General features: G+C 36.4%; 23 protein-coding genes. 9 read left to right on the plus strand and 14 right to left on the minus strand.

Annotated features, from left to right (window positions below; translation table 11 throughout):
* Positions 1–161: 161 nt before the first annotated feature.
* Positions 162–1,451 (minus strand): sensor histidine kinase KdpD, encoded by a 1,290-nt coding sequence (locus tag H4K33_RS00005; RefSeq protein WP_255493500.1) that lies wholly within the window; start codon positions 1,449–1,451, stop codon positions 162–164.
* Complete coding sequence (locus H4K33_RS00010) at positions 1,444–2,121, minus strand: response regulator transcription factor (protein ID WP_182646457.1); 678 nt, start codon at positions 2,119–2,121, stop codon at positions 1,444–1,446. Before H4K33_RS00010 ends, H4K33_RS00005 begins: the two co-directional genes overlap by 8 nt.
* Before the next feature lie 349 nt (positions 2,122–2,470).
* Between H4K33_RS00010 and H4K33_RS00015 the strand changes: the two genes are divergently transcribed.
* The 6 genes from H4K33_RS00015 (at position 2,471) to H4K33_RS00040 (ending at position 6,374) form a co-directional block, all read left to right on the plus strand.
* The gene (locus H4K33_RS00015) at positions 2,471–3,328 is read left to right on the plus strand and encodes an aminoglycoside 6-adenylyltransferase (RefSeq protein WP_182646458.1); all 858 of its coding nucleotides are present in this window, start codon (positions 2,471–2,473) and stop codon (positions 3,326–3,328) included.
* Between the two features lie 160 nt (positions 3,329–3,488).
* The gene (locus H4K33_RS00020; protein ID WP_182646459.1) at positions 3,489–3,914 is read left to right on the plus strand and encodes a hypothetical protein; all 426 of its coding nucleotides are present in this window, start codon (positions 3,489–3,491) and stop codon (positions 3,912–3,914) included.
* 304 nt (positions 3,915–4,218) lie between these two features.
* The gene (locus tag H4K33_RS00025) at positions 4,219–4,512 is read left to right on the plus strand and encodes a co-chaperone YbbN (RefSeq protein ID WP_182646460.1); all 294 of its coding nucleotides are present in this window, start codon (positions 4,219–4,221) and stop codon (positions 4,510–4,512) included.
* A gap of 82 nt (positions 4,513–4,594) precedes the next feature.
* Positions 4,595–4,993, plus strand: a complete 399-nt coding sequence (locus H4K33_RS00030; protein ID WP_182646461.1) for a cytidine deaminase — start codon at positions 4,595–4,597, stop codon at positions 4,991–4,993.
* A 15-nt stretch (positions 4,994–5,008) separates the two neighbouring features.
* The gene (locus H4K33_RS00035) at positions 5,009–5,557 is read left to right on the plus strand and encodes a dihydrofolate reductase family protein (RefSeq protein ID WP_182646462.1); all 549 of its coding nucleotides are present in this window, start codon (positions 5,009–5,011) and stop codon (positions 5,555–5,557) included.
* 58 nt (positions 5,558–5,615) lie between these two features.
* Positions 5,616–6,374, plus strand: a complete 759-nt coding sequence (locus tag H4K33_RS00040) for a class I SAM-dependent methyltransferase (RefSeq protein ID WP_182646463.1) — start codon at positions 5,616–5,618, stop codon at positions 6,372–6,374.
* Between the two features lie 100 nt (positions 6,375–6,474).
* Here the strand turns inward: H4K33_RS00040 and H4K33_RS00045 are convergent, their stop codons facing one another.
* The gene (locus H4K33_RS00045) at positions 6,475–6,942 is read right to left on the minus strand and encodes a GNAT family N-acetyltransferase (RefSeq protein ID WP_182646464.1); all 468 of its coding nucleotides are present in this window, start codon (positions 6,940–6,942) and stop codon (positions 6,475–6,477) included.
* A 456-nt stretch (positions 6,943–7,398) separates the two neighbouring features.
* On the opposite strand from H4K33_RS00045, the gene H4K33_RS00050 reads away from it, so the two are divergent.
* Positions 7,399–7,938, plus strand: a complete 540-nt coding sequence (locus H4K33_RS00050; RefSeq protein WP_182646465.1) for a GNAT family N-acetyltransferase — start codon at positions 7,399–7,401, stop codon at positions 7,936–7,938.
* A 145-nt stretch (positions 7,939–8,083) separates the two neighbouring features.
* Here the strand turns inward: H4K33_RS00050 and H4K33_RS00055 are convergent, their stop codons facing one another.
* On the minus strand, positions 8,084–8,623 hold the full coding sequence (locus tag H4K33_RS00055; protein WP_182646466.1) for a DUF1697 domain-containing protein: 540 nt from the start codon (positions 8,621–8,623) through the stop codon (positions 8,084–8,086).
* A gap of 207 nt (positions 8,624–8,830) precedes the next feature.
* Here H4K33_RS00055 and H4K33_RS00060 point away from each other — a divergent pair, with 207 nt between their 5' ends.
* Positions 8,831–9,739, plus strand: coding sequence for a DUF6268 family outer membrane beta-barrel protein (locus tag H4K33_RS00060; RefSeq protein ID WP_182646467.1), 909 nt, complete (start codon positions 8,831–8,833; stop codon positions 9,737–9,739).
* Positions 9,740–9,833: 94 nt separating this feature from the next.
* Here H4K33_RS00060 and H4K33_RS00065 read toward each other — a convergent pair whose 3' ends face one another.
* From H4K33_RS00065 to catA, 9 genes are all read right to left on the minus strand, one after another.
* Positions 9,834–10,574, minus strand: coding sequence for a LytTR family DNA-binding domain-containing protein (locus H4K33_RS00065; protein WP_182646468.1), 741 nt, complete (start codon positions 10,572–10,574; stop codon positions 9,834–9,836).
* Entirely contained in the window at positions 10,561–11,631 is a 1,071-nt protein-coding gene (locus H4K33_RS00070) for a sensor histidine kinase (protein WP_182646469.1), read from the minus strand. Before H4K33_RS00070 ends, H4K33_RS00065 begins: the two co-directional genes overlap by 14 nt.
* Positions 11,632–11,801: 170 nt before the next feature.
* The gene (locus tag H4K33_RS00075; protein WP_182646470.1) at positions 11,802–12,383 is read right to left on the minus strand and encodes a porin family protein; all 582 of its coding nucleotides are present in this window, start codon (positions 12,381–12,383) and stop codon (positions 11,802–11,804) included.
* A 115-nt stretch (positions 12,384–12,498) separates the two neighbouring features.
* Positions 12,499–14,022: a phosphoethanolamine--lipid A transferase EptA gene (gene eptA / locus H4K33_RS00080; RefSeq protein ID WP_182646471.1), complete on the minus strand. Its 1,524-nt coding sequence runs from the start codon at positions 14,020–14,022 to the stop codon at positions 12,499–12,501.
* The gene (locus H4K33_RS00085) at positions 14,009–14,836 is read right to left on the minus strand and encodes a phosphatase PAP2 family protein (protein WP_182646472.1); all 828 of its coding nucleotides are present in this window, start codon (positions 14,834–14,836) and stop codon (positions 14,009–14,011) included. The genes eptA and H4K33_RS00085 overlap by 14 nt, the downstream gene beginning before the upstream one ends.
* A 375-nt stretch (positions 14,837–15,211) precedes the next feature.
* The gene (locus H4K33_RS00090; RefSeq protein WP_182646473.1) at positions 15,212–17,620 is read right to left on the minus strand and encodes a TonB-dependent receptor domain-containing protein; all 2,409 of its coding nucleotides are present in this window, start codon (positions 17,618–17,620) and stop codon (positions 15,212–15,214) included.
* A 151-nt stretch (positions 17,621–17,771) separates the two neighbouring features.
* On the minus strand, positions 17,772–18,491 hold the full coding sequence (locus H4K33_RS00095) for a LytTR family DNA-binding domain-containing protein (protein WP_182646474.1): 720 nt from the start codon (positions 18,489–18,491) through the stop codon (positions 17,772–17,774).
* 7 nt (positions 18,492–18,498) lie between these two features.
* Positions 18,499–19,548: a sensor histidine kinase gene (locus H4K33_RS00100; RefSeq protein WP_255493501.1), complete on the minus strand. Its 1,050-nt coding sequence runs from the start codon at positions 19,546–19,548 to the stop codon at positions 18,499–18,501.
* Between the two features lie 376 nt (positions 19,549–19,924).
* The gene (gene catA / locus H4K33_RS00105) at positions 19,925–20,560 is read right to left on the minus strand and encodes a type A chloramphenicol O-acetyltransferase (protein WP_182646475.1); all 636 of its coding nucleotides are present in this window, start codon (positions 20,558–20,560) and stop codon (positions 19,925–19,927) included.
* 195 nt (positions 20,561–20,755) lie between these two features.
* Here catA and H4K33_RS00110 point away from each other — a divergent pair, with 195 nt between their 5' ends.
* A complete protein-coding gene (locus H4K33_RS00110) occupies positions 20,756–21,433 on the plus strand; it encodes a DJ-1/PfpI family protein (protein ID WP_182646476.1) in 678 nt (225 codons plus the stop codon).
* 61 nt (positions 21,434–21,494) lie between these two features.
* On the opposite strand, the gene H4K33_RS00115 is transcribed toward H4K33_RS00110, so the two are convergent.
* Positions 21,495–21,893: a hypothetical protein gene (locus H4K33_RS00115; protein ID WP_182646477.1), complete on the minus strand. Its 399-nt coding sequence runs from the start codon at positions 21,891–21,893 to the stop codon at positions 21,495–21,497.
* Position 21,894: the final 1 nt, after the last annotated feature.

Below are 21,894 nucleotides of genomic sequence, written 5' to 3' on the forward strand. Positions count from 1 at the left end.
TTTCAAATAAGGAAACTATTTCGCGTTTAAATTCTTCTGAATAAACACGACTTTTTTGAATAATTTTGACATTGGGTTTCATATAAAAATTGACTTTTTATGGTCAACCTATATCAGGGACGTACAGAGGTGTTGAGGACACTATACCATCAACCTACAACCTACAACCCTCGACTCACTGTAAAACGATGCATACCATCAAAATCATAGTTGATCTTTATTGAGCTTGTTACTTTGACGATAGTTTGTACTAAGGATAAACCCAAACCACTGGATTCTTCATTGGTGGTACTTCTAAAAAAGCGGTTGTAAATGGCTTTTTCGTCCAGGGGAATTTTAGTATCGCTTGTATTGGCAATTGAAAAAGAGTTGTGCTTGAGTTCAATGACAATTTTTCCTTGTGAAACATTGTGAATCAAGGCATTTTTTAAAAGATTTTGAACAAGGGTAATGGCTAATCCTTTATCCATGGTTACTAGAAAAGAATCGTCTGTTTCAATTAGGCTAACGTCTATTTTTTTGTAGGTGAATAAATCGTCAAAATCTTGAACTATCGCTTTGACAACTTGATTGAGATTTACTTCTTGGTATTGACTGAATTGATTATTTTCAATTTTAGTCAACATTAGAAGAGATTTATTGAGCTTAATTAAGCGAGTCAAACTTTGATGGATGGATTGAATTTGATCAATTTGTTTTTCACTTAATTCTTCCGCTTCTACCAGGAGCTCTAACTTGTTGTTGATTATCGCTAGTGGCGTTTGAGACTCATGGGCGGCGTTAGAAACAAATGTTTTTTGTTGTTCTACCATATCTTCTATGCGTTGAATCATTTTATTGATTTCGCTTTGTAGATCAGTAAATTCCTTAATAGGGGTTTGGGTTTTGGCCGTGATGATTTGTCGACCAAGGGTATAGGTTTTTAAATTGTTTACTAAGTGGTAAAAGGGATTCCAAACCACGCGTTTTAAGATGATGTGGTTAATGAGGTATATACTGGTCAATAGAGCAAGGTATAACGCGAGTACGGCAAGACCGAAATCGTTGAGTAGATCATCCGCTTCAATAGTAGAGGTTCGTATTTCAAGTAGATAGTTATCTCCTTTTTTGTCTACAAAAGTGGTTGTTAACATGCGGACAGGTTCTTCATTATCGTCAATATCCATGTAAACCATCGCTGTGGAAAAAATATTTTTTTGAGAATATTGACCTGGTGCTAACGGGGTAATGCGAAAACCACTTGAGGTAAAAGGTAAAAAACTCTCGACATTGGGATTGGTATAGGCTCTTTTGACGATTTCTGTTTTGCTATTTTTGAGTCCATCATCTATATTGTCATAGATCTCTTCTGTCATAAAAGCGTAGAAAATCAAGATCCAAGCAGTGAGCACAACAATAATTCCTACAGAAAGGTAACCTAGCATGTAATTGTGTAGTCTCATCTTATTCATTTACGAGTTTATACCCCATGCCGTATACCGATTGTATATTCACTTCAGCTTGGTGTGTTTTGAGTTTTTTACGCAAGTTTTTAACTTGTGAATAGACGAAGTCATAACTATCAGCTTCGTCCATGTTGTCTCCCCAAATATGTTCTACCAGGGATGATTTGGTTACTAAGCGATTGGCATTGACTACAAAATAATATAACAAGTCAAATTCTTTGTGATTTAAGGTTACGGGAGAACCATCAACTAAAACTGTGCGTTCATCAATAAAAACCTCAACATTGTTCCACTTTATACTTTGAAAACCTTGTTGATTTTTACGTCTGAGTACAGATTTGATTCTGGCGAGTAGTTCTGACAGGTGAAAGGGTTTGGTCAAATAGTCGTCCGCACCGAGTTCTAAACCTAATACCTTGTCGTCAATAGAATCTTTTGCAGAAATAATAATGACTGAATCTTCTTTGCCTATGCTTTTAATTTCTCTTAGTAGATCAATGCCATTTCCGTCTGGAAGCATGATATCAAGCAAGATGCAATCATAATCATACCCCACCAGTTTGTCTATTCCCTGCTTGTAGTTTTCCGCTACTTCTACTATATAATGCTCTTTGGTTAATGACTCTTGCATAATAGCACGCAGTTCTTTTTCATCTTCAATAACTAGGATTTTCATTTTTATTTCTTTACTTCTAAAGGTACTGTTTTTTTGTGAGTCGAGTATTGTAATTCGTCAGTTTTACTGGATGTTTGTTTGGGGTTTCGTTCGGGTTTCGTTTGGTACTTGTTCGGTAAAATGGCCTTAAACCCAACAAATATCGAACAAAACCCAAACAAGTACCGAACAAAACTTTAATGTGGACTATCAGTTGATTGCAATTCAGTGTATTGTATTTTGTTGGAGAAGAAAATAAGTAAAAATAAGGATATTTTAATGCTAAAAATGGAAGGAAAGGGAAGTAGGGGTGGCGGTTTTGTAGGATTGTTCTTACTTTTGAAAAAAAATCTATTTTATACTAGCTTCCATGTACAATCCAATCGATATCCAAAAGAAAATCCTTGATTTAGCCTCTAATGATAGTAGAATACGCGCTGTTTTGCTTCAAGGTTCTAGAGCTAATATTCATGTTGTAGAAGATGAATATCAAGATTTTGATCTTTTATTTGTTGTGGATCGATTTGAATCGTTTTTACAAGATCGTTCGTGGTTAGCTCAATTGGGAACTCCTCTTGTACAACAGTTGCCAGATGAAATGGAACTTGGGAGAGATTTAGCTGTAGAAAAAGTATCATTTACCCTATTGACTATTTTTCAAGAAGGGTATCGCTTGGATATTACGCTTTTTCCCAAAGAAAAAATGAGTACTCATTTCCAACCGGATAGTTTAACGGTAGTTTGGTTAGATAAAGAGGATATGTTTCTCCACTTGTCTCCCGCTTCTGATAGTGATTATCATGTTCAAAAACCTACGCAACGCTTATTTAATGAAACTAGTAATGAATTTTGGTGGTGTGTTACTAACGTAGCAAAGGGGTTAAAAAGAGGAGAGATCACCTATGCTAAAGAGATGTTAGAAACTGTAGTTCGACCCGTTTTTATGGATATGATTGCTTGGCATATAGGAGCACAAAACAACTTTGCTATTTCTATCGGAAAGTCGGGTAAATTCATGCAACGATACTTAACGGAAGGAGATTATCAGACGATTTTAAGCACGTATAGTGATGCTGCTCTTTCGAATAATTGGCAAGCGCTTTTTGTCTTGATGGACTTCTTTTTTAAGAAACAACGAGAAGTTGCTGCCATATTGAATTTTAATTATGACGAAGATGAGGCCAACCGCGTTCGTCAGTTAGTTGACACAATGTATGCTTTGGATTAGTTTTGTTTTTTTGTTTTTCGTTTTTTTGTAATCAGCTATTGGTGATGAATGAAGAGAAAGAGGAAAGTTTAAAGGTTATCACTGTATTTTACAAAAGTAAGAAAGCTTTTCCTTGAATTGAAAATCTAGATACTCAAACAAAGCAACAAATAAACAAACTATGCAAGCAATCATTCAGGAATTTGAAACTCTTATTGAGCAATTTCCTCTCGCAATTTTAGCACTTTCACCCACAGAGATGGAAAGTAAAACAACTCCAGATAAGTGGAGTAAAAAGGAAATTGTAGGGCATTTAATTGATAGTGCAGTAACAAATTATCTTCGATTTATTAAGGCGCAATTTCAAGAAAATCCACAGCTTTTCTATGAACAGGTAGAATATTGTCAAAGTGCTAATTATCAAGAAACTGAACTAATACAACTTGTCGAATTATGGAGTGCTTTAAATAAGCAACTGTTGTTTTTGTTTCAGATAATTCTACAGAAAAACGTGCAAAATAGAGTTTGTAACAATCAAACACTTGCGTATTTGATGGAAGATTATGTCAAGCATTTCAAACATCATCAAAAGCAAATTTTTGAATAACTTTTGAGGAATAGAAGAAATCGAAACGAAGTGAAAATCGAAACGCAGTGAAAATCGGAACGCAGTGTAGATTCATCGAACACCAAAACAAATATAAACTAAGTGAGATATATTCATTGAACTCCAAAACAAATATAAAATAGGTGAGATAAAGAAGAAAGAGGAAAAATTTTCTAAATATGGAGAATCTCTACAAAAAAATAAAAAACAAACAAAAGCAATTTGTCCGATTTTTGCTTCAATTTGTGTGGCTTTATCACTAGTAAAGAAGGCTACTTTTGTTGTAATTTAAAACAATATACAGATGAAAGTAGAAGATTTTTTAGGAAAAACAGACAAACCTATTTTACTACAGTTTTTTGCGGAGTGGTGTGGTCCTTGTAAAATGTTATCTCGAATGATTGATGAATCATTGGATATGGTAACCGAGAAAGTAGAATTACAGCGTATAGATGTAGATCGGGATTCGCAGTTGGCGGCTGAATTTTTTGTACGAGCCGTTCCAACAATGGTAGTGATTGATCAGGACGGGGTGATTTTATGGAGACATACTGGAGTACTGCCAGTACCTGAAATCATAAAACAACTAAACTTGTAAAAAGACAGGGAGATATCTTGTGCATGGGGGTACTGTTGTTTAGATAAAAATAAAATAATGGATGATCTAAAATAGAAAAACAATGGAATTTAGTGTATTAAAAGAACGTGCATTAACCTATGCTAAGTATCAAGAAGTGAATCGATTTGTAGCTTTTGGTTCAGTAGCCTCTGCTATTCTAACCACTCAAGGAAATGTTTATGTTGGTATTAGTATTGATACCGCTTGTTCGATGGGATTTTGTGCAGAGCATTCGGCTATTGCTGAGATGTTGAAACATCGAGAAGTGCAAATAGAAAAGCTTATTGCTGTGACAGAAAACGGTGAAGTAGTTCCGCCATGTGGACGTTGTCGTGAACTAGTAACACAAGTATCTCCTGAGAACTACAACACACAAGTGATGGTCAATGCAGATACTGTTGTAACAATGAAAGACCTTTTGCCTTTTGATTGGAAACCAACTGTAGATAAAAATTGGTAAACTAATAATAAAAAAATGAGAAATGTTATTTTGTATATCGCGGTGAGTTTGGATGGTTATATAGCTGATGGAGAAGGGAGTGTTTCTTTTCTGGATGACTTTCAGGATGAAAAGGTTGGCGATTATGGTTATCAAGATTTCTTAGCTGAAATTGACACCTGTTTGATGGGAAGTAAAACGTATAAAACGATTCTTGATTTTGGTTATCCATGGCCTTATCCAGAGCAAGAAACCTACGTTATCACGTCGAATCCGCAATTGAAGATTGATAGTCCAAATACCGTAAGGGTAACGGATAATATAGGAGAAGTAATTCAACAATTAAAAGAAAAAAAATCAGATAAAAACATCTGGTTAGTAGGCGGAGGGCAGTTGGTACACTATGTTTTGAATGCCAATCTCCTGGATCAGATGGTTTTGTCGATCACACCTAAAATACTGGGAGAGGGGATTCGCTTGTTTCCTGAAAAAAGTATAGGATCAACGTGGGAATTAACGCATCAGAAAGCCTTTGAAACGGGTATGATGGTGTTGACCTATACGAAAAGAAAAGACGGTAGATAGGCAAAAATAAAGAGGAGAATGCGTATCTTTATAAGACGTTGAATAAAAAAGTAAGAATATGCCTAATCATCCTAACAGTACCACAAGATTTTCAGATAGAGTAGCAGACTATATTCGTTATCGACCTCAATATCCCTTAGAAATGATAGAGCAATTAGAGCAAATAGTGGGGTTAACCCCTGTGTTTACTATTGCAGATATTGGCAGTGGTACTGGACTTTCAGCTCAGCGCTTTGTTGAAGCGGGGAATTTAGTTTACGGTGTTGAACCTAATTACGAGATGAGAGAAGCGAGTAGAACGTTTTTTCAAGGTAATCGCAATTTTAAAGCTATTGATGGAACAGCGGAACAAACAACTCTTGTAACGAAGTCTATCGATTTGATTTTCTGCGGACAAGCGTATCATTGGTTTGATTTTGAACAAACAAAATTGGAGTTTGATCGCATTCTTAAACCCAATGGGACGATTGTTTTGGCGTGGAATGAGCGCTGTACTACAGATCCGCTACAGCAGGAATATGAACAGATGATGCGCGATTTGATTCCCGAGTATCATAAAGTCACTCAAAAGAATATTGATACAGCCAATATCACTGCCTTTTTAGCACCTAGAGCAGTAGAAATTGTATCTCTTACGAATCAACAAATTTTCAATTTAGAAGAACTAAAAGGAAGGTTGTTATCTTCCTCTTATGCACCTAAAGAAGGAGATGAACGTTATGTAGAGGTTATGCAGGCATTGGAACAGATTTTTGAAAAATACCAAGAAGACGGAACGGTTGTCTTTCGTTATGATACCAAATTATACATCGGTTGACAGTTAACGGTTGACAGAAAACGATCAGATGTAAGAAAACTATTCTTTTGTAGATTGTTTTCTTGATCTCAACGTCTCAACGTCTCAACAAATTCATTTTTTACTCTTCTAAACGCATGCGCATGGATTGACTAAATGGACGTAAACCCTCTCGTTCATATAATTGAATCGCTTGTGTATTTTGAGTTAAAACAGTAAGTTCAAAGTAAGCAGCTTCTTTTTCTATTCCCCAGTTTTTTACACGTTGAATTAAAGCTTTGCCATATCCTTTTCCTCTGGTTGAAGGATGAACAACTAAATCTAATAAATACATACAACTTTGTTGCACAAAAGCGTTATACGGTGGACTTTGCTGCAGTTGTGTAAGGGCAAATCCTTGTATTCCTCCTTCATCCTCTATAACAAATACGGTAAAATTATCTTCACCACGAATTGCAAGCGTTACAAACGCCTCGTCCTGATTGGCTTTTTGCATGTAGTTGGGCTCTAGTTCGGCCATGCGCTCAAATAGTATTGTGTATAGGTTTTGAATGGAAGATAAATCACGGAGTGTTGCTTTTCTAATCATGTGTAAAGTTAATAGATTTACCTTCAAAGATATTGCTTTATAGTTAATGGTTAACGGTTGACAGAAAAAGGATCAGATTTAAGAAAGCTATTCTTTTGTAGATTGTTTTCTTGATCTCAACGTCTCATCACCTCACCATCTATCTCACTTATTTTATATTTGTTTTAGTGTTCGATGAATATACCTCATTTATTTTATATTTGTTTTGGTGTTCGATGAATATATCTCACTTAGTTTATATTTGTTTTGGTGTTCGATGAATATATCTCACCTAGTTTATATTTGTTTTGGTGTTCGATGAATCTACACTGCGTTCCGATTTTCACTGCGTTCCGATTTTCACTGCGTTTCGATTTCATCACCTCATCACCTCAACACCTCAACACCTCAACAAACAAACAACAAACAACGAGCAACGAACAATGAACAACAAACAATAATCTAATATAAAATAGTATGGAGATCTTAATAGAGACAGAGCGATTGCTTATAAGAGAATTATTACCAACCGATGTAGAGGGAATGTTTGATTTAGACTCTAACCCAGAAGTGCATCAATACTTAGGAAAACAGCCCGTAAAGAGTAAAGAAGAAACACTTGATGTAATTGATTTTATTCGTCAGCAATATAGCGATAATGGCATTGCGCGTTGGGTAATGGTAGATAAAGAGACCAATGATTTTATTGGTTGGACAGGTTTTAAGTATGTTACAGAGTCAACCAATAATCACGTTAATTACTATGATTTGGGGTATCGTTTGCGACAAAAATATTGGGGCAAAGGTATTGCTACAGAAGCGGCAATTGCTTGTTTGAATTACGGATTCAACCAATTGGGATTTCACGAGGTATTTGCTATGGCCGATTGCGACAATGAGGGCTCAAACAACATTTTAAAAAAATTGGGGTTTTCTCGTATTGAAACCTTTGATTTAGACGGTGTTCCTCATCATTGGTATCGATTAGATAAAAGTGATTTTAATAGAGAAAAATAAAAGAGTAGAAGAGAATCATAACGGTTCTCTTTTTTTATAATGTACGATTTCGTGAAGTTTTTTTTGCCTCTATTTCACTGTAGAGGATTTTTAGAAAGGAAGAAAAAAGCATAGAATAGAATAGTTTACAGCAAATTGAAGTTGCTCATAAATTACGGGCTAGTTCAACTAGTTTTTTACATGTTTTGTAATTGCGTGTAGTCGCTGTGATTTGTAGCTTTTTTTCGAGAAATGCATTGGTTATTTTGGTATTTCCATAACCATTTCCAGCGACCAAATACGCCACTGAATCGCAAAGTATCAAGCGTTCTTTGGGAGAGAGTTTTTCAAAAATATCGCTGCTGTCTTGTCTTTTGGGGAAAGAACCAAAAAAGGTAACGTAGAGTTGAGCCTGCTCTTCCTCTAGTGTAATAGGGCACTGATCTATTAGGTTTTGAAAGGTTGATACAGCAAGAGTAAGAACAGGTACAAGTAACCCTAGTTCAGTATGGATTGCTTGTTGGAGCTGAAGAGATAGTTTAGTTGTATCCGTTTCTTCCGAACGAAAGAGGAGATTTCCACTTTGGATATAGGTTTGTGCTTGTACAAAATTGAGTTTGGTAGCAAGTTGTTTCAAAACATCCATCTTAACGGTGTTTTTACCGCTAACATTAATGCCTCGAAGTAAAGAGATATAAGTTGTCATAAGCAAGGAAATGAAAAAAGAAACAACAGTTTAATAATTACTAAACACAAAGATAGAGTATCTCAAGAGGTTTGTTGACTGAATCTATTCTTTTGTTGAGAAAAAAGAGCTTGCGATAGCTGTCATTCATCAATAAAAATAGACCATTGGTCAAAGGAATACGAAAAGAAGTAAGGGTTTTCATTGATTTGCAGCAAAATATAAAATATGAAAACACGTGCATTTTTGCTTTTTTGTATCCTTATAGGAAGTATAATTTCATTGCAAGCGCAAGAGAGAATTAAAGGCCAATTTAAAATAGACTATGTTCCTTTTTCGAATTATGTTCGCCCCATAGATAGTGTAAAAACCCCTTCTAAAACAGATTTTAGACGGGTGGAGGCAAGTTTTGAAATCCCGTTGTCGGTAACAATGGATCACCGCAACAAACCACGTCTTTGGTCTATTGTAGCACAAGGAGCTTATGCCAAAATGCAACACAAGTTATATGAAGAGGAGTTATTCCCTACAACATTACTCAATGCGCAAGTAGGGGTGAAGCACTTTCGCTCGATTAGCGATTCATGGTCGTTGTTGTTTATGGGAACAGTGGGTATATATACGACAGATGTGGAAATGATCAATAAGGAAACTATTTTGGCGCAGGGAGGTGTGTTCTTTATCAAGCATTTTAATGAGAAAGTAGCCTTGGGTGTTGGTCCGGTGTTAACCAATAGTTTTGGTGTTCCAATGGTTCTGCCAGGAATTTATTTCAATTGGGAAACACATGGTGATTTTTATGTACGAGTAGCCTTTCCACAAGGTGTAGAGCTAGGCTATAAAATGAATGAAATCGTAGATTTGAAACTTGCGGCTGACTTGCAAGGAATGACTGCTGTTATTAAAAAAGACGACAAGAACATGTTGTTGGGGTTTCAGCAGATTGTTGCTGGGTTTAGACCTGAATTTAAGTTCAACGACAATCTTACGCTGTCTTTAACTGCAGGAAGCTCTTTGGTGCGCTCTTTTTCTTACAACGAACGAAAGATTAAAAATATATTCAAGGAAAAGAAAGAAGCTGATCCGCGCTTTACCAGTACTTTTTATGGTGCCGTTCAATTGCGTTGGGCGTTGTAAGTGGCATTCAGCTACCCAAAATAAGAGTGGTGTAAACAAAAATATCCTCTTTCAGCGAAAGAGGATAAAAAGGACGAATACTATTCGTCCTTTTTTATTTGCTCAATAAATTTTTATAAATAATATCGTTTAACAGCGTTTCTTTGCGTTGCCTAGCTATAGGCAATTGGATTTGATGGATAAAAACGCGATTACCAGAAAGAGAACTAATGTGTTTGACGTTAATCAGGTAAGATTTGTGAATTCTGAAAAAGTGTTCTTTTGGTAGGAGTTCCTCTATGGCGATCATCGTTTGGTGAATGATATACATTTTTTCAAGGGTGTGAATTTTGAGGTAATTTTGCATCGCTTCGATGTAGAGAATGTCAGTCCATTGAATCTTAACAAAACAATCTTCATGCTTGATATACATTGAACTTTCAACGAGGCTAACTTCTTCTCTTGCTTGATTTTTAAGTAGGTACAGCTCTTTTGCTTTAAGAGCAGCCTGATAAAAGCGTTTAAAAGTGATTGGTTTTAGTAAGTAATCAACAATTTGCAGGCGATAGCCTTCTAAGGCATGTTCGGAATAAGCAGTAGTAAAAATAACCATAGGAGGCTGGCTGATTGACTCCAAGAAATCTATACCAGATAAATAGGGCATATTGATATCCAAGAACAGGAGATCGTATTTTTCTTTGCTAATTAATTCTTGTGCTTCCAACGCGGACCCACAAGACGCCGTAGCGGATAGAAAATCCACTTGAGCGATAAAGTCAACAATGGCTCTTCTCGCTAAAGGCTCGTCATCTATGACTAGGCATTTAAGTGCTGTGTGTGGTTTATCTGTTGTCATGAGGATCGTTTAAATTGATTTGAAGTACTACTGTAAATTGATCTTTTTCTTGATTCAATTGAAATGAATGGTTCTCAGGATATTGAATTTTTAATCGTTCAGTTACATTAGCAAGACCAATTCCGCCTTGTTGTTTTTCTCTTTTATATGTATCGTTGTACGAGTTTTCAATCGCTAAAGATAACAGTCCGCCGTGTTCCGTGCAATGAATCTGTACATAACCTTGTTGGTGCGGAAGACGAGAAACGTGTTTAAAGGCATTTTCTACCAAAGGAACAAGTAAAAGAGGAGCTATTTCAAGCTGTCGAGATTCAATCTCCCATAAACAGGTTACGGTTAATTCTTCTTGCCATCGTATTTGTTCTATAGCAACTAAGTCTTGTAAGTATTGAATCTCTTGGTGTAAGAATACCTTTTTTTGGTTGCTTTCATACAGTTGATAGCGCAAAATATCAGAAAACTTCAGCAATACCGTAGAGGCAAGCTCTACATTATGTTGCATTAATATATGAATGTGATTGAGTACGTTAAACATCAAATGCGGATTAATTTGATCTTGGAGTAGCTTAATTTGCGCTTCCAAATGCTCTTGTTGTAGCTTGGTGTTTACCTTTTCAATTTTGTGGTGTTCTTCATAAAATCGGATACCACAAGTTGTAGTTACAATAGCCATGGCTGATGGAATAGAATTAAACAGTTTATAGACAAACAATTCTTTCCAGCTTTGTACATCAGATCTCGCTAAGGCTTGTTCGTCCTGAATAAAATAGGGAAACAGGGTAAAACAGAGCGATACTAAGATATTGAGTAGGATAATACCAAGGAAAAATTGAAGGAGAAAGTGTTTCATTCGGCCTTCTTTCAGTGCTTTAGGCAATACGATATCACTGAGGTAATGGGAAATACCAATAAAAGAAGCCATCACAAAAGCAGTGTACAAGATCCAATAGTAGAAAGGATGATTACTGAGGTACACATAGGGCCATAGCGAAAAGGTTAGGATAGACCAGAAAACAATAAAAAACAGACGCTTGTGTTTGTAAATATCGGTAGTCATAGAGATGGTTTTGCAATACAAAGGTAAATAAAGGAAAATCATTTGAGTCCTATCTCTTTTTTTGACCTGTGGTTTATTTACTTTGACGAATGACAGGTGTGCCAATGTGCAATCAGGTGAATAGACAAAAAAAGCATAGAGAACACCATTTCTCTATGCTTGTTTAAATTTTATAAGAAGTAGTAGCTCAACCCCACTTGTACATGGTTAGACTTCGATTTAAAATCTTTAGTTAAGTTGTTTAAGCTACGCGCATATACTAGATCAAAGCTAAACTTACCCCAGCTTACTCCAGCACCTAGTTGAGCTTTGATGTTGTTTTTGTTCCAACGATTATCTAGTGAACCCAAATTTTCTGCTAGCGTTAATTTGTCATCAATTACTTGTGAGTAAACTCCACCTGCCGTTATGTGAACTTTTATTTTGTTGAGATCCAGAATATTGTATCCAATAGCAAGTGGAATATCAATACTTTTCCACTTCGCTTGCTGAATGCCTGTATGATCCACATCAGATTTAGATTCACTGTACAATAGATCTGCTTGAAGAAAAAGTCGATCAAAGTGATATTGCGTTGTGATTCCTGCAGAAAACCCCAGTGCATTTGATCGGCTTAAATTGGTTAAGTTGCCCGCAATATTGGAGTGGTTAGAAGTTACTTTTACTCCTAATTGAAAAGGACTTTGCGCTAAAGCTTCTGCGCTACACATTGTTAATGCTGCAAGACTCAAACTTAAAATAGTTGCTTTCATATTTAAAAATTAAATTCGAGTGCAAATAACTTTGCATTTGGGCAAGCAGACAATCTTCTTTGACCAATGGTTTAAGTCTGTTGATTAGGGGTCTTTGTCCATAGGGCTGAGGTTTTTAGTTTTCGAAAATATTCATTTCTTCTTGGTATATCGGACTTTCTACGCTCAAAAAATGCAGCACACTGTGAAAGACGTGATGTTGAGACAATAGAGAATTGGATTTTAACTTTTTAGAATCGTCGGATACCCATACAATAAAGGGAATCTCATATTGTTCTTTTGGCGCAATGCGCATTGGTAATCCGTGCATATACAAATTTTTCTCTCCTAGCGATTCTCCGTGATCAGAAACAAATAGTAACGTGCTTTTGAATTGGGGCAAGCTCTTGAGATCTTCAATGACGCGATGTAGGAGATAATCGGTATATACAATGGTATTATCATAGGCGTTAATCAAGGCTTCTGAAGAACAATTGCTCAGCTCTACACTGGTACAAACGGGAGTAAATACCTCAAAAGCAGGAGGGTATTTGGTATTGTATGTAGGGCCATGACTCGTGCTGGTGTGTAATACAACTAGAATTTTGTTTTGGGTACTCGCCAAAATATCTTCTTTTAAGTTGGTTAACAGTATTTCGTCATAGCCACAGTTGTCGCCTTCGCATAGCGATCTTAAGTTTTCTTTACTTTGGTAACGGGAGATGTGAACTGGTGGTTCGCCCCAATTTGTTGTTTTCCAAATAACGTCTACTTGGTTTCGGTACAGGTAGTTGGGAAGTATCTCATATAAGTCTGAACTATCCTTGTATTCCAAAATACTTTTTACCCCTGCTGTAGTATAAGTAGCAGATGAATTGGCGTCAAAGTGATAGACATTTTTTGTTTGAGAAAGGAGAGGGTTTGTATTTTTTTCATAACCATATAGAGAAAAATTCTGTTTTCTGGCAGATTCTCCAATGACGAGTACAACGATTGATTTTTCTTCATTTGTAATCGTCGCGTTTGGCAAGAGGATTTCCTTTTGGTTTTTTTGCGCTTGATGAACGTAAAAGAGAGCCGTGTTTACGGAATAGGACCAAGGCATGGCCAAGCCACCTAGTTGTTTGGAGTGTTTGTCAATCCACAGTAATTGATTGGCATTGAGCAAAACAAGACTCAACATAACACCTAAGGCTAATCCTGAACGTATAAAAAAGGTTTTCCACGTTTCGCGTTGAATGGAAATACGCCAAAGAACAATACTCGGTAAAATACCAAACAACACCAGATAGAACACCAAGGTAAGAGAAAAAAAGCTACTGGATTCTTCCGTATTGGTATTGAGGATATTTCCGATCATGCTTTCATCAAGAATAACCCCATAGGAATAGATGAAATAAACAGAAATAGCATTGAGTATGAAGAAGGTAGAAAGCAGTGTTTTCCCAACTCGACGCGAAAGAGATAGGAATAGGTAAAAGGCAAAAAAATTAGCAACTACCATTAGGAGTACTAAAGTAAAGAAAAAGAGGAGCTGACGTAGCGCCCCTGTTTCGCTATGTTGAATTACAAAATTGAAGAAGGGAAGGTGATAGAGCACTGTGTTAACAATGCTCATCCAAAGGGCTACATGACTGGTTCGACAGTTATTTTTGAACATAGATCTTAGTGATTTTATAGGATGAATAACACAAGCTTCCCAGTGCACAGTAATAAATAAAAAGATTCTCTTGCAGGATTCGCCAAATCAAAACAATACAACAAGATAAAAACAAAAGTAGAAATAGAGGATAATATTTTTTGTTGTAGATCCACGGCCATAAGCGATACTTATGTGTTATACACAAACCGAGCAATCCTGATATATAGCCTAAGACACAACCAATAAATACATCTAAGGGATAATGAGCACCGACAGCCACGCGGGTAAAGGCAAAGAGTAAACCTATACTAACTGTAGTTATTACATACGAAATTTTGTAGCTTTTTCTTTTTGGAGCAAAGACAAACATCAAAATCGTTAAGATGGTAAAAATGGTAATGGAATGTCCAGAGGGAAAACTAGTAGATCCCGAAAGTTTCTCACCAATAATATGGAAGGTTTTATAATCAAAGGCCTTTGCGGGTCTTGGTATGGCAAATAGCTCTTTTAACAATAGCGCAACTACCATGGAAATTAAAGATCCCGTAAGAAGAGATTCCCATAGCTTGGGAGTATACAAAATAAATAAAGTGAGAAAGGATAAAAAAATCAAGGCATCACCAAACTGTGTCAAATTAAAGAGCAATTCAGGATGTTGACTCACATAGTGATTGATGAAGTAAAACCACTCTTTTTGAAGATGTATGTATCCTTTTATAGAAAGGGAATCAAAGAGATACAATAGAAAGAAAATACAAAGAAGTAAACCAAGTGGAAACGCAAATGTAAAATATCGGGGTTTGATGGAACTAATGGAGATAAATTTATTCATTGTTTTACGTAAAAATTGTCATTCAATATTTTTTAAAATGCTGGTATGCAGGGCAATGATAGTTTTTATAAAACCATTGATTAAACTATTGTGATGAAAGTACCTTTAGCGGTGATATACTCACTTTAGCCAGGGGGTTGGGAATAGCATTAAAGGAGGACTACAATAGTCAAGCCAAATTTTTACGGAAGGATTAACAAAACCACACTTTGTTTTCATAAGTGAAAGTTTTGCCTTAAAAGATGTGGAAATATAAAAAAAAAGAACCCTTTTTTTAAGGGTTCCTTTCTAAGTCAACACAACTATAGTAACTAAAGATTATAAATGAAGAGATCGTTTAGTGGTGTGCATTGACCGTGTTTAAACATAGTATTTTTATTTTACAACTTTAATCGCAGGATGATTTTTTGAAGGTGAGAGATCGTCAACTTCAGCCTCTGCTTTTTTGTTTTTTCCTCCAAAATTATAGGTAACACCAAATTTGAAGATTCTCATATCATTTTTTAAATTAAAATTCGTTTGCTGATCGGGATGTTCTAAAATGGTGGTTCGAAATCCTCCTGTTTTAAATAAATCGCTAACCGCTAGGGTGGCAGTAAAGGAATCATGTAGGAATTTTTTACTTATACCTAGGCTAATTTCTCCTAATGAACGGTATTTGAAGTTCGAATCAATTCCGCCATTTTGATACCAGCCGCTAACTTCCACATTGAAATTGTGCGGTAGTTTAAAATTGTTGTAGGTAAATAATCCAATACTATTTTTATTTTCCTTGATTATAGTATTGTCAAATTTTGTATTGTAAAAATAGATTCCGTGGTAATTTTCCCACCAGTTAAATCCGGGGATCGGCAAAGCAAGAGAGGCTTGCCATTCACTTCTGTTTTTGCCGTTAACACTGGTAAAATACGCTTGATTAATTCCCTGATTGAAATAGCTATATAACATGGGGTCTGTTATACGGCTGTATCCCAGAGTTACATCTATAAATCCTAAAAATTGCTGAGTCACTTCGACGGTGTGGGCATATTCAGGTTGTAGATTTGGATTACCCATTGATCGTGTACTGCTATTTAAAAAGCGTACAGCCGGATTGAGCTTATCAAATTCAGGACGTTCTATTCGCCTAGCATAAGAGGCCATAATGGAGTAATTTTCACTAGCCATATAGGTTACTTGAATAGAGGGAAATAAAGAGAAATAGTTTTGCTTCACTAGCTTCTTGTGATTTAATGTATCGCCTTGAATGTGGGTGTATTCACCGCGTAGCCCTGCTAAGATAGACCATTTGTCTAGGGTTATATCAAGTGATCCATAAAAAGCATGTACACCTGTTTTATATTCAAATTGACTCTTTGTTTGCTTGTTTGTTATAGAACCATGTTGTACAAGTGTTTGCAGGCGTTCGTTTGTTTGTAACCTCGTGTAGTTACTCTTGACCCCAACTTCTATTTTTGCACTAGACGAGTCTTCTTCCCACAGGTAATTTTGATAGTCAGATTTAAAATTAAACGCGTTTTGATCACTTGGATATACATTGTATTGTCTACTGCTATTTTCATTAGAGCGAATAAAAGGAGGGAGCTGTTCAACAATAGCATCTGTTGCATCCGATTTGACGTACTGCATACCGATGGAAGTTGTCCAACGTTCTTTTTCTCGGCCATTGAGTGTATAGAATAGATCTGTTTTGAATGTTGATAACTTATTTTTGCTGTTATTTCGCTGTAAAACTTGTTGTGTATTTGATCCAAGTTCACCTGTAGTTGTTTGGGTGTGAACAGCACTAGGCGTGTCGTTGTAGTCCAAAGCTGTAGCTAAACGCAAGCTGTGTTTTGAATTAAAAGTTCGAGTAACGTCAACTTGCGCGACATGAGATTTACTCGTTAAAAGAGAATGTTGTATTTGGTTTAACCAAGCTTGTTTGGGAGAGGCGAAATCTCGTTTTTCAAAATTTTCTCTCAAACGATCAGGGGTATAGCTAAAAGAATACAAGAAGTTAAAACTCCAGTGTTCATTGCCATAGCCTAAGTTTAGGGCTTGATCTGTACTTATTTTGTTGCTCATGCCCATAGAAGTATTAAATGTTCCATAGAAACCTTGGGCCAGCTTCTTTTTGGAAATGATATTGATCACTCCTCCTGTACCAGATGCATCGATGGAGGCTGGTGGGTTGTTGAGCATTTCAATAGATTGTAGGGTCGACCCTGGTGTGCCTTTGAGTATGGTTTTTAGTTGCTCTGCCGACAATTGAGTCGGTTGACCATCAAGCAAAATAGTAACCCCAGATTTTCCCTTAATTTTTAATTCGCCATTTTGACTGATCGTTACACCAGGTAGCGTTTTTAAAACATCATAAGCCGATTGTGTTTGCGCTAAATTACTCTGTGCAACAGCTAAAGTAGCCTTACCCGGAGATACCTTTAAGGCTTTTCTATGGCTAGTGATTAGCACTTCGTCTAATAAAGTGTCATCGTTTTCTAAGATGAGGTGTATAGGGGTATTAGGCACATCCAGCGACAAAAGTTGTACGTTGTTTTTATAGCCAATAAAACTACTAGTCAGTTTGTATTGTCCCTTGTTTCGAATGGGAGCTATAGTAAAACTTCCATCTTCTTCACTCATCGTGACGTATTCTTCTTTGGGATTATCGATCGCTTGTAATACTAACGTAGCCCAACCAATCGCTTGATTTTGCGTGTCTCTTACTGTACCGTGTAGTTGCGTTTGTGCACAAAGCGGTAAGCTTAGGAACAGTAGGAGTAAAAGTGTAATTTTCTTCATTTTTTTTGCAGGATTGAATTGCGTCGTTTTAGTTTTTATGACACAAATATCCCAACCTTGAACGAGCTATTCAAAAAAGAAGGATCAACCTTAGTATTTTGATGATCAACTGAATTGGCCCTCCCTTTTTATCCGGTATCCCGTCAACTACCTACTGAAATACCTCCAACAACTCTCTCTTGTAGGTTGATCCGATAGGTAGAATAATTCCCGTTTCGAGTTCTACTTGTCCGCCTGAAATTTTCTTGATTTGATCAAGGGCGACTATATGCGATTTGTGGATGCGCATGAAGTGTTTTCGATCTAATTTCTTTTCAATCTCTCCTGTTGTGATGGCGCTGAGGTATTGCTTGCTTTTAGTGAATACTTTGACGTAATTACCCCAACTTTGAATATGTGTAATATCACTATATTGAAGTTTAATCGTGTCTCCATCAACGCGAAGTAATAGGTGCGTAATTTCATTTGCTGCAGGTAGCACAGGTGCATCAACAACTTCTTTAACGGAAATAAATCGAGAAAACACATTGTCGATGGCCGCCATAAAGCGTGCTAAATCAAACGGTTTTACCAAATAATCGACCACGCGATATTCATAACTCTCTAGCGCGTATTCTTTATAGGCTGTAGTTAAAATAACCAAAGGAGGATTTTTTAGCGCTTTGAGCATTTGCAAACCCGTAAGTCCCGGCATATTGATATCGAGAAATAGTAAGTCTACAGGGTTTTTATACAAGTATTCCATCGCTTCTATGGGGTTGTAAAAGGACTGTTGTACGTGGAGATGTTGGAGTTGATCAATATAATGACGCAGAACTAAATGTGCCCCTTCTTCGTCGTCTATGATGATGCATTGGAGAGTTTTGTTCATAAAGGAATTAGTTTAAATAGATCTGTAAAGAAGTGGTATAGCACTTGTTTTCTCGTTTTGTTTCTAAGGTATACCTATTGGTGTAAAGTAGTTCGAGACGCTGTTGTATATTAGTGAGTCCGATGCCTGTGGAATGGGTTTGCAACAATTCGTCGGCAATCGAATTTTTGATATCTAGTAGAATGCACGTAGGTTTAATTTGCACTTTTATGAAAACAAACCATTGGTTTTTTATTGTGAGGCTGTGTTTAAATGCATTTTCAACAAGGGTAATGAGTAAGAAAGGAGCGAGGTGGTACTGAGTTGCTAATAGCTGTGGATCGTCAATGGTGTATTCAATGGAGCAACGTTGTCCGACACGTTCCTTTTCAACTGCAATATAACTGTTGATAAATTGTAGCTCTTCATCTAAGGTGACGGTCTCTTTATTGGCATTTTCGAGTTGATAGCGCATGAGATTGGATAGCTTTAAGATAAGTTCAGGAGTACGCTGAGGGTCTGTTAAACTCACACCATATAAATTGTTGAACATATTAAAGAAAAAATGTGGATTCAATTGCGCATGTAAGTACTTAATATTGACCTCGCTTAATCGCAATTGCGCTTCATTGCGTTTTTGTACTTCACTGGAGTATTGGCGAATTAAAAAAATAGACAGAATAGCTGCCGTACTAATTACACAGAGAACTAAATGAGAAACATAGTGCTCTAGTAGAGTGTCTTCATCGGTCTGATAAAAAGTAGGATCAATCCACAAATAATCTACGGCAAGTAAAAAACCAGCGCCAAAAAGAGTAAAGACAAATGCACTTATGCCATATAACAAATAGCGCTTAGCAAGGAATAGTACAAAAATATAGTAGCAATGAAAGAGCGCTATTCCATAAACAATAGCAAAGAACAAAAAGGTTTTGATGAAATCCGCTTGCGAAATGGACTTCATCAACTCGGGAAGCATAATAAGCGTATACAACGCACAAAACAAAATAAGTTCTTCGATATAGCGTTTTGTATACCATTTTTTCGATTTAGTCATCCAATTTAGTTTTGAACTCATCTCGACTTTCTCTAATTGGTTAAAAAAATGTTCTTTTGAGTCAGACTCAAAATAGCTAATTTTCACTTCAATCAAAAAAGTTAAGATGAGTTCTTTAAGAACAAAAATACGGTTATCGCAATTGAAGTTACAAAAAAAAGGACGAACGCAGTTCATCAAGAAAAGAGAAAGCGCAGAAAAGTGCTTTTTTTGATAGCGGTTAATGTCTTAAAAGGGGGTAAGCATTTGTCTTATTCATCCAATAAAGTAACGAGATGAGAGAAGTAAACAATACAAGTAGAACAGATAAATAGCCCATTTTGGGCATTGGATTATAAAAAAACGAGACCATTCTATTGAATAGCCTCGTTTTTTATTGAGATATAGTACTAAGCTATTACTTTATCTCATTACACAAGCGCTGCAAACTTTGTAATAGTTTAGCCACATGCAACCCATCACAAGTGGCATGATGTACTTGAATGGATAGTGGCATGAGAATCTCATCCCCTTGAATGCTGTATTTTCCCAAAGTAAAAATAGGAGCGAAGTAATCACCAAACCCGGGTACATTCAAATTGAAAGCATCAAAACTCACCCAAGGAATCATCGATATATTAAAAATATTTTCAATGCCTTGTTGGGGTGATAAAGCATAATTGTCTTTATAGGTTTCATGTACGCGATCGTATTCTGCTAAGAATGCTTGAAAATCACCAGTGTACATCGAACATAATTCAGAAAAAGTTTCCGTTTCAGGATGCATAACTGTATACGCAGGATGGACGATATCCCATTGAATTAATTCTCCTTCTTTCATGGCAAATTTAAACTCATCGTGCTTGTTTACAGCCTGAGTAATGAGGTAAATAATCGTTGGATAGAATTTATAATCGCGTGCTTTAATAAAGGAAATCACTTGGCTGATATCTATTTTTGTAGTTAAGCTAAATCCACAACGCAATTGGTCTTTAAAATGGTAGAAATGTTCTTTTCTATTCCATGCTTCTATGTCAAATTTTTTGTAGTTCATCTCTAGTTGAATTAATAGTTGTAAAAATACGAAGATATAAAGGGTTGAAAAGACAGAGAAGCCAATAAAATGACGAAATAGAAAATGTATAGGATAACATGGGGGTAAAAAGGATTGAATACTGATATCATAACGCGTTTTTTTGTAAGAACTGCTCCAGTTGGTTGTTGTATTTTTGTCAGTAAAACCATACTTATGACACGATTTCTTTTATTACAAGGTCTTCTTTTTTTAACGAGTATATCTATGATTGCACAGGAAAAAATTAAAATTGGCGTTTTTGTATATCCAGAAATGGAATTGCAAGATTTTGCAGGTCCGACGGATGTTTTTGTCAAAGCGAATCGCTTTACATCAGATCAATATGAGTTACTTTTGTTTTCTTCAGATGGTCAAGCCATAAAAACAGAAAAAAACACCGTTCACATTCAACCCACCTATAGTTTTGAAACGTTACCTAAAGTAGATTTAGTTTTGGTTCCAGGTACCCCCATTGAGGTGGCGACAACCTTATCCAAAGACAAAGATATAATAGCCTTTTTACAGCATCAAAAGGAGCAAGGGACAACAATGGTATCTGTATGTACAGGGGCTTATTTTTTAGCTGCGGCAGGCCTATTAGATGGGCATCGATTCACCACTCATTATTTGGATGCGATGCAGTTAGGAAAGGCCCTACCTTCAGCAGAAGTTGTTTTAAATGTGCGTTTTGTCGATAGCGGACAAGTGTTAACTGCTTCTGGTATTACATCAGGTATAGACTTAGCACTTTATTTAGTGGAGCAGTACAGTGGAAAAGAGGTTCAAGAGAAAATTGCGGCTATTATGCAGTATGACTACCACATTGAACAGCAATGGCCCGAGGTAAAATAGTAAAAGGATGAGGCAGATTGCAATCTGCCTCAGTAAAATGAAGAGTGAAGAGCAAAAAGAACTACTTCCACACTTCTACTAGATGATACCACAGGGCTTGATTGTCCTCTATCAGAAAAACAGCAGAAGCCTCCCTTGTTGTTTGTGTATCTCCTGTGGTTTGAATTTCCGTATAGGTAACAACAACATGATGAGATGAAGCGTACCCGTTGAAGTTTTCAATTTTTACAGTTCGCGTAGGAAATTGTCCATATACTTGGTGTAGCCATTGGGTAAGCATGGAGAAGTTGATGGTTTGGTCATCTCCATTGATTAAGTGGAAGGCGGGATGAAACGTTCGAATAATAGCTTCATATAAATCATCTCGATGGGTTGCTGTCCCGTTGAACCACTGTTCAATATACAGACAAAAAAGGCGAACTTGTTCTTGGCCCAGGGCCAAGGCATTTGAATTGTGCATA

Source organism: Myroides sp. WP-1, assembly GCF_014145635.1.
In the GTDB taxonomy this organism is placed as follows: domain Bacteria; phylum Bacteroidota; class Bacteroidia; order Flavobacteriales; family Flavobacteriaceae; genus Flavobacterium.

What these genes read in the sequence shown, in the direction of transcription:
- H4K33_RS00040 (WP_182646463.1), top strand. Translation starts at nt 5,616, where the DNA reads ATGCCTAATCATCCTAACAGTACCACAAGATTTTCAGATAGAGTAGCA.
- H4K33_RS00090 (WP_182646473.1), bottom strand. Translation starts at nt 17,620, where the DNA reads ATGAAGAAAATTACACTTTTACTCCTACTGTTCCTAAGCTTACCGCTT.
- H4K33_RS00095 (WP_182646474.1), bottom strand. Translation starts at nt 18,491, where the DNA reads ATGAACAAAACTCTCCAATGCATCATCATAGACGACGAAGAAGGGGCA.
- H4K33_RS00055 (WP_182646466.1), bottom strand. Translation starts at nt 8,623, where the DNA reads ATGACAACTTATATCTCTTTACTTCGAGGCATTAATGTTAGCGGTAAA.
- H4K33_RS00115 (WP_182646477.1), bottom strand. Translation starts at nt 21,893, where the DNA reads ATGCACAATTCAAATGCCTTGGCCCTGGGCCAAGAACAAGTTCGCCTT.
- H4K33_RS00045 (WP_182646464.1), bottom strand. Translation starts at nt 6,942, where the DNA reads ATGATTAGAAAAGCAACACTCCGTGATTTATCTTCCATTCAAAACCTA.
- catA (WP_182646475.1), bottom strand. Translation starts at nt 20,560, where the DNA reads ATGAACTACAAAAAATTTGACATAGAAGCATGGAATAGAAAAGAACAT.
- H4K33_RS00085 (WP_182646472.1), bottom strand. Translation starts at nt 14,836, where the DNA reads ATGAATAAATTTATCTCCATTAGTTCCATCAAACCCCGATATTTTACA.
- H4K33_RS00100 (WP_255493501.1), bottom strand. Translation starts at nt 19,548, where the DNA reads ATGAGTTCAAAACTAAATTGGATGACTAAATCGAAAAAATGGTATACA.
- H4K33_RS00010 (WP_182646457.1), bottom strand. Translation starts at nt 2,121, where the DNA reads ATGAAAATCCTAGTTATTGAAGATGAAAAAGAACTGCGTGCTATTATG.
- H4K33_RS00020 (WP_182646459.1), top strand. Translation starts at nt 3,489, where the DNA reads ATGCAAGCAATCATTCAGGAATTTGAAACTCTTATTGAGCAATTTCCT.
- H4K33_RS00050 (WP_182646465.1), top strand. Translation starts at nt 7,399, where the DNA reads ATGGAGATCTTAATAGAGACAGAGCGATTGCTTATAAGAGAATTATTA.
- eptA (WP_182646471.1), bottom strand. Translation starts at nt 14,022, where the DNA reads ATGTTCAAAAATAACTGTCGAACCAGTCATGTAGCCCTTTGGATGAGC.
- H4K33_RS00060 (WP_182646467.1), top strand. Translation starts at nt 8,831, where the DNA reads ATGAAAACACGTGCATTTTTGCTTTTTTGTATCCTTATAGGAAGTATA.
- H4K33_RS00070 (WP_182646469.1), bottom strand. Translation starts at nt 11,631, where the DNA reads ATGACTACCGATATTTACAAACACAAGCGTCTGTTTTTTATTGTTTTC.
- H4K33_RS00065 (WP_182646468.1), bottom strand. Translation starts at nt 10,574, where the DNA reads ATGACAACAGATAAACCACACACAGCACTTAAATGCCTAGTCATAGAT.
- H4K33_RS00030 (WP_182646461.1), top strand. Translation starts at nt 4,595, where the DNA reads ATGGAATTTAGTGTATTAAAAGAACGTGCATTAACCTATGCTAAGTAT.
- H4K33_RS00025 (WP_182646460.1), top strand. Translation starts at nt 4,219, where the DNA reads ATGAAAGTAGAAGATTTTTTAGGAAAAACAGACAAACCTATTTTACTA.
- H4K33_RS00035 (WP_182646462.1), top strand. Translation starts at nt 5,009, where the DNA reads ATGAGAAATGTTATTTTGTATATCGCGGTGAGTTTGGATGGTTATATA.
- H4K33_RS00110 (WP_182646476.1), top strand. Translation starts at nt 20,756, where the DNA reads ATGACACGATTTCTTTTATTACAAGGTCTTCTTTTTTTAACGAGTATA.
- H4K33_RS00005 (WP_255493500.1), bottom strand. Translation starts at nt 1,451, where the DNA reads ATGAATAAGATGAGACTACACAATTACATGCTAGGTTACCTTTCTGTA.
- H4K33_RS00015 (WP_182646458.1), top strand. Translation starts at nt 2,471, where the DNA reads ATGTACAATCCAATCGATATCCAAAAGAAAATCCTTGATTTAGCCTCT.
- H4K33_RS00075 (WP_182646470.1), bottom strand. Translation starts at nt 12,383, where the DNA reads ATGAAAGCAACTATTTTAAGTTTGAGTCTTGCAGCATTAACAATGTGT.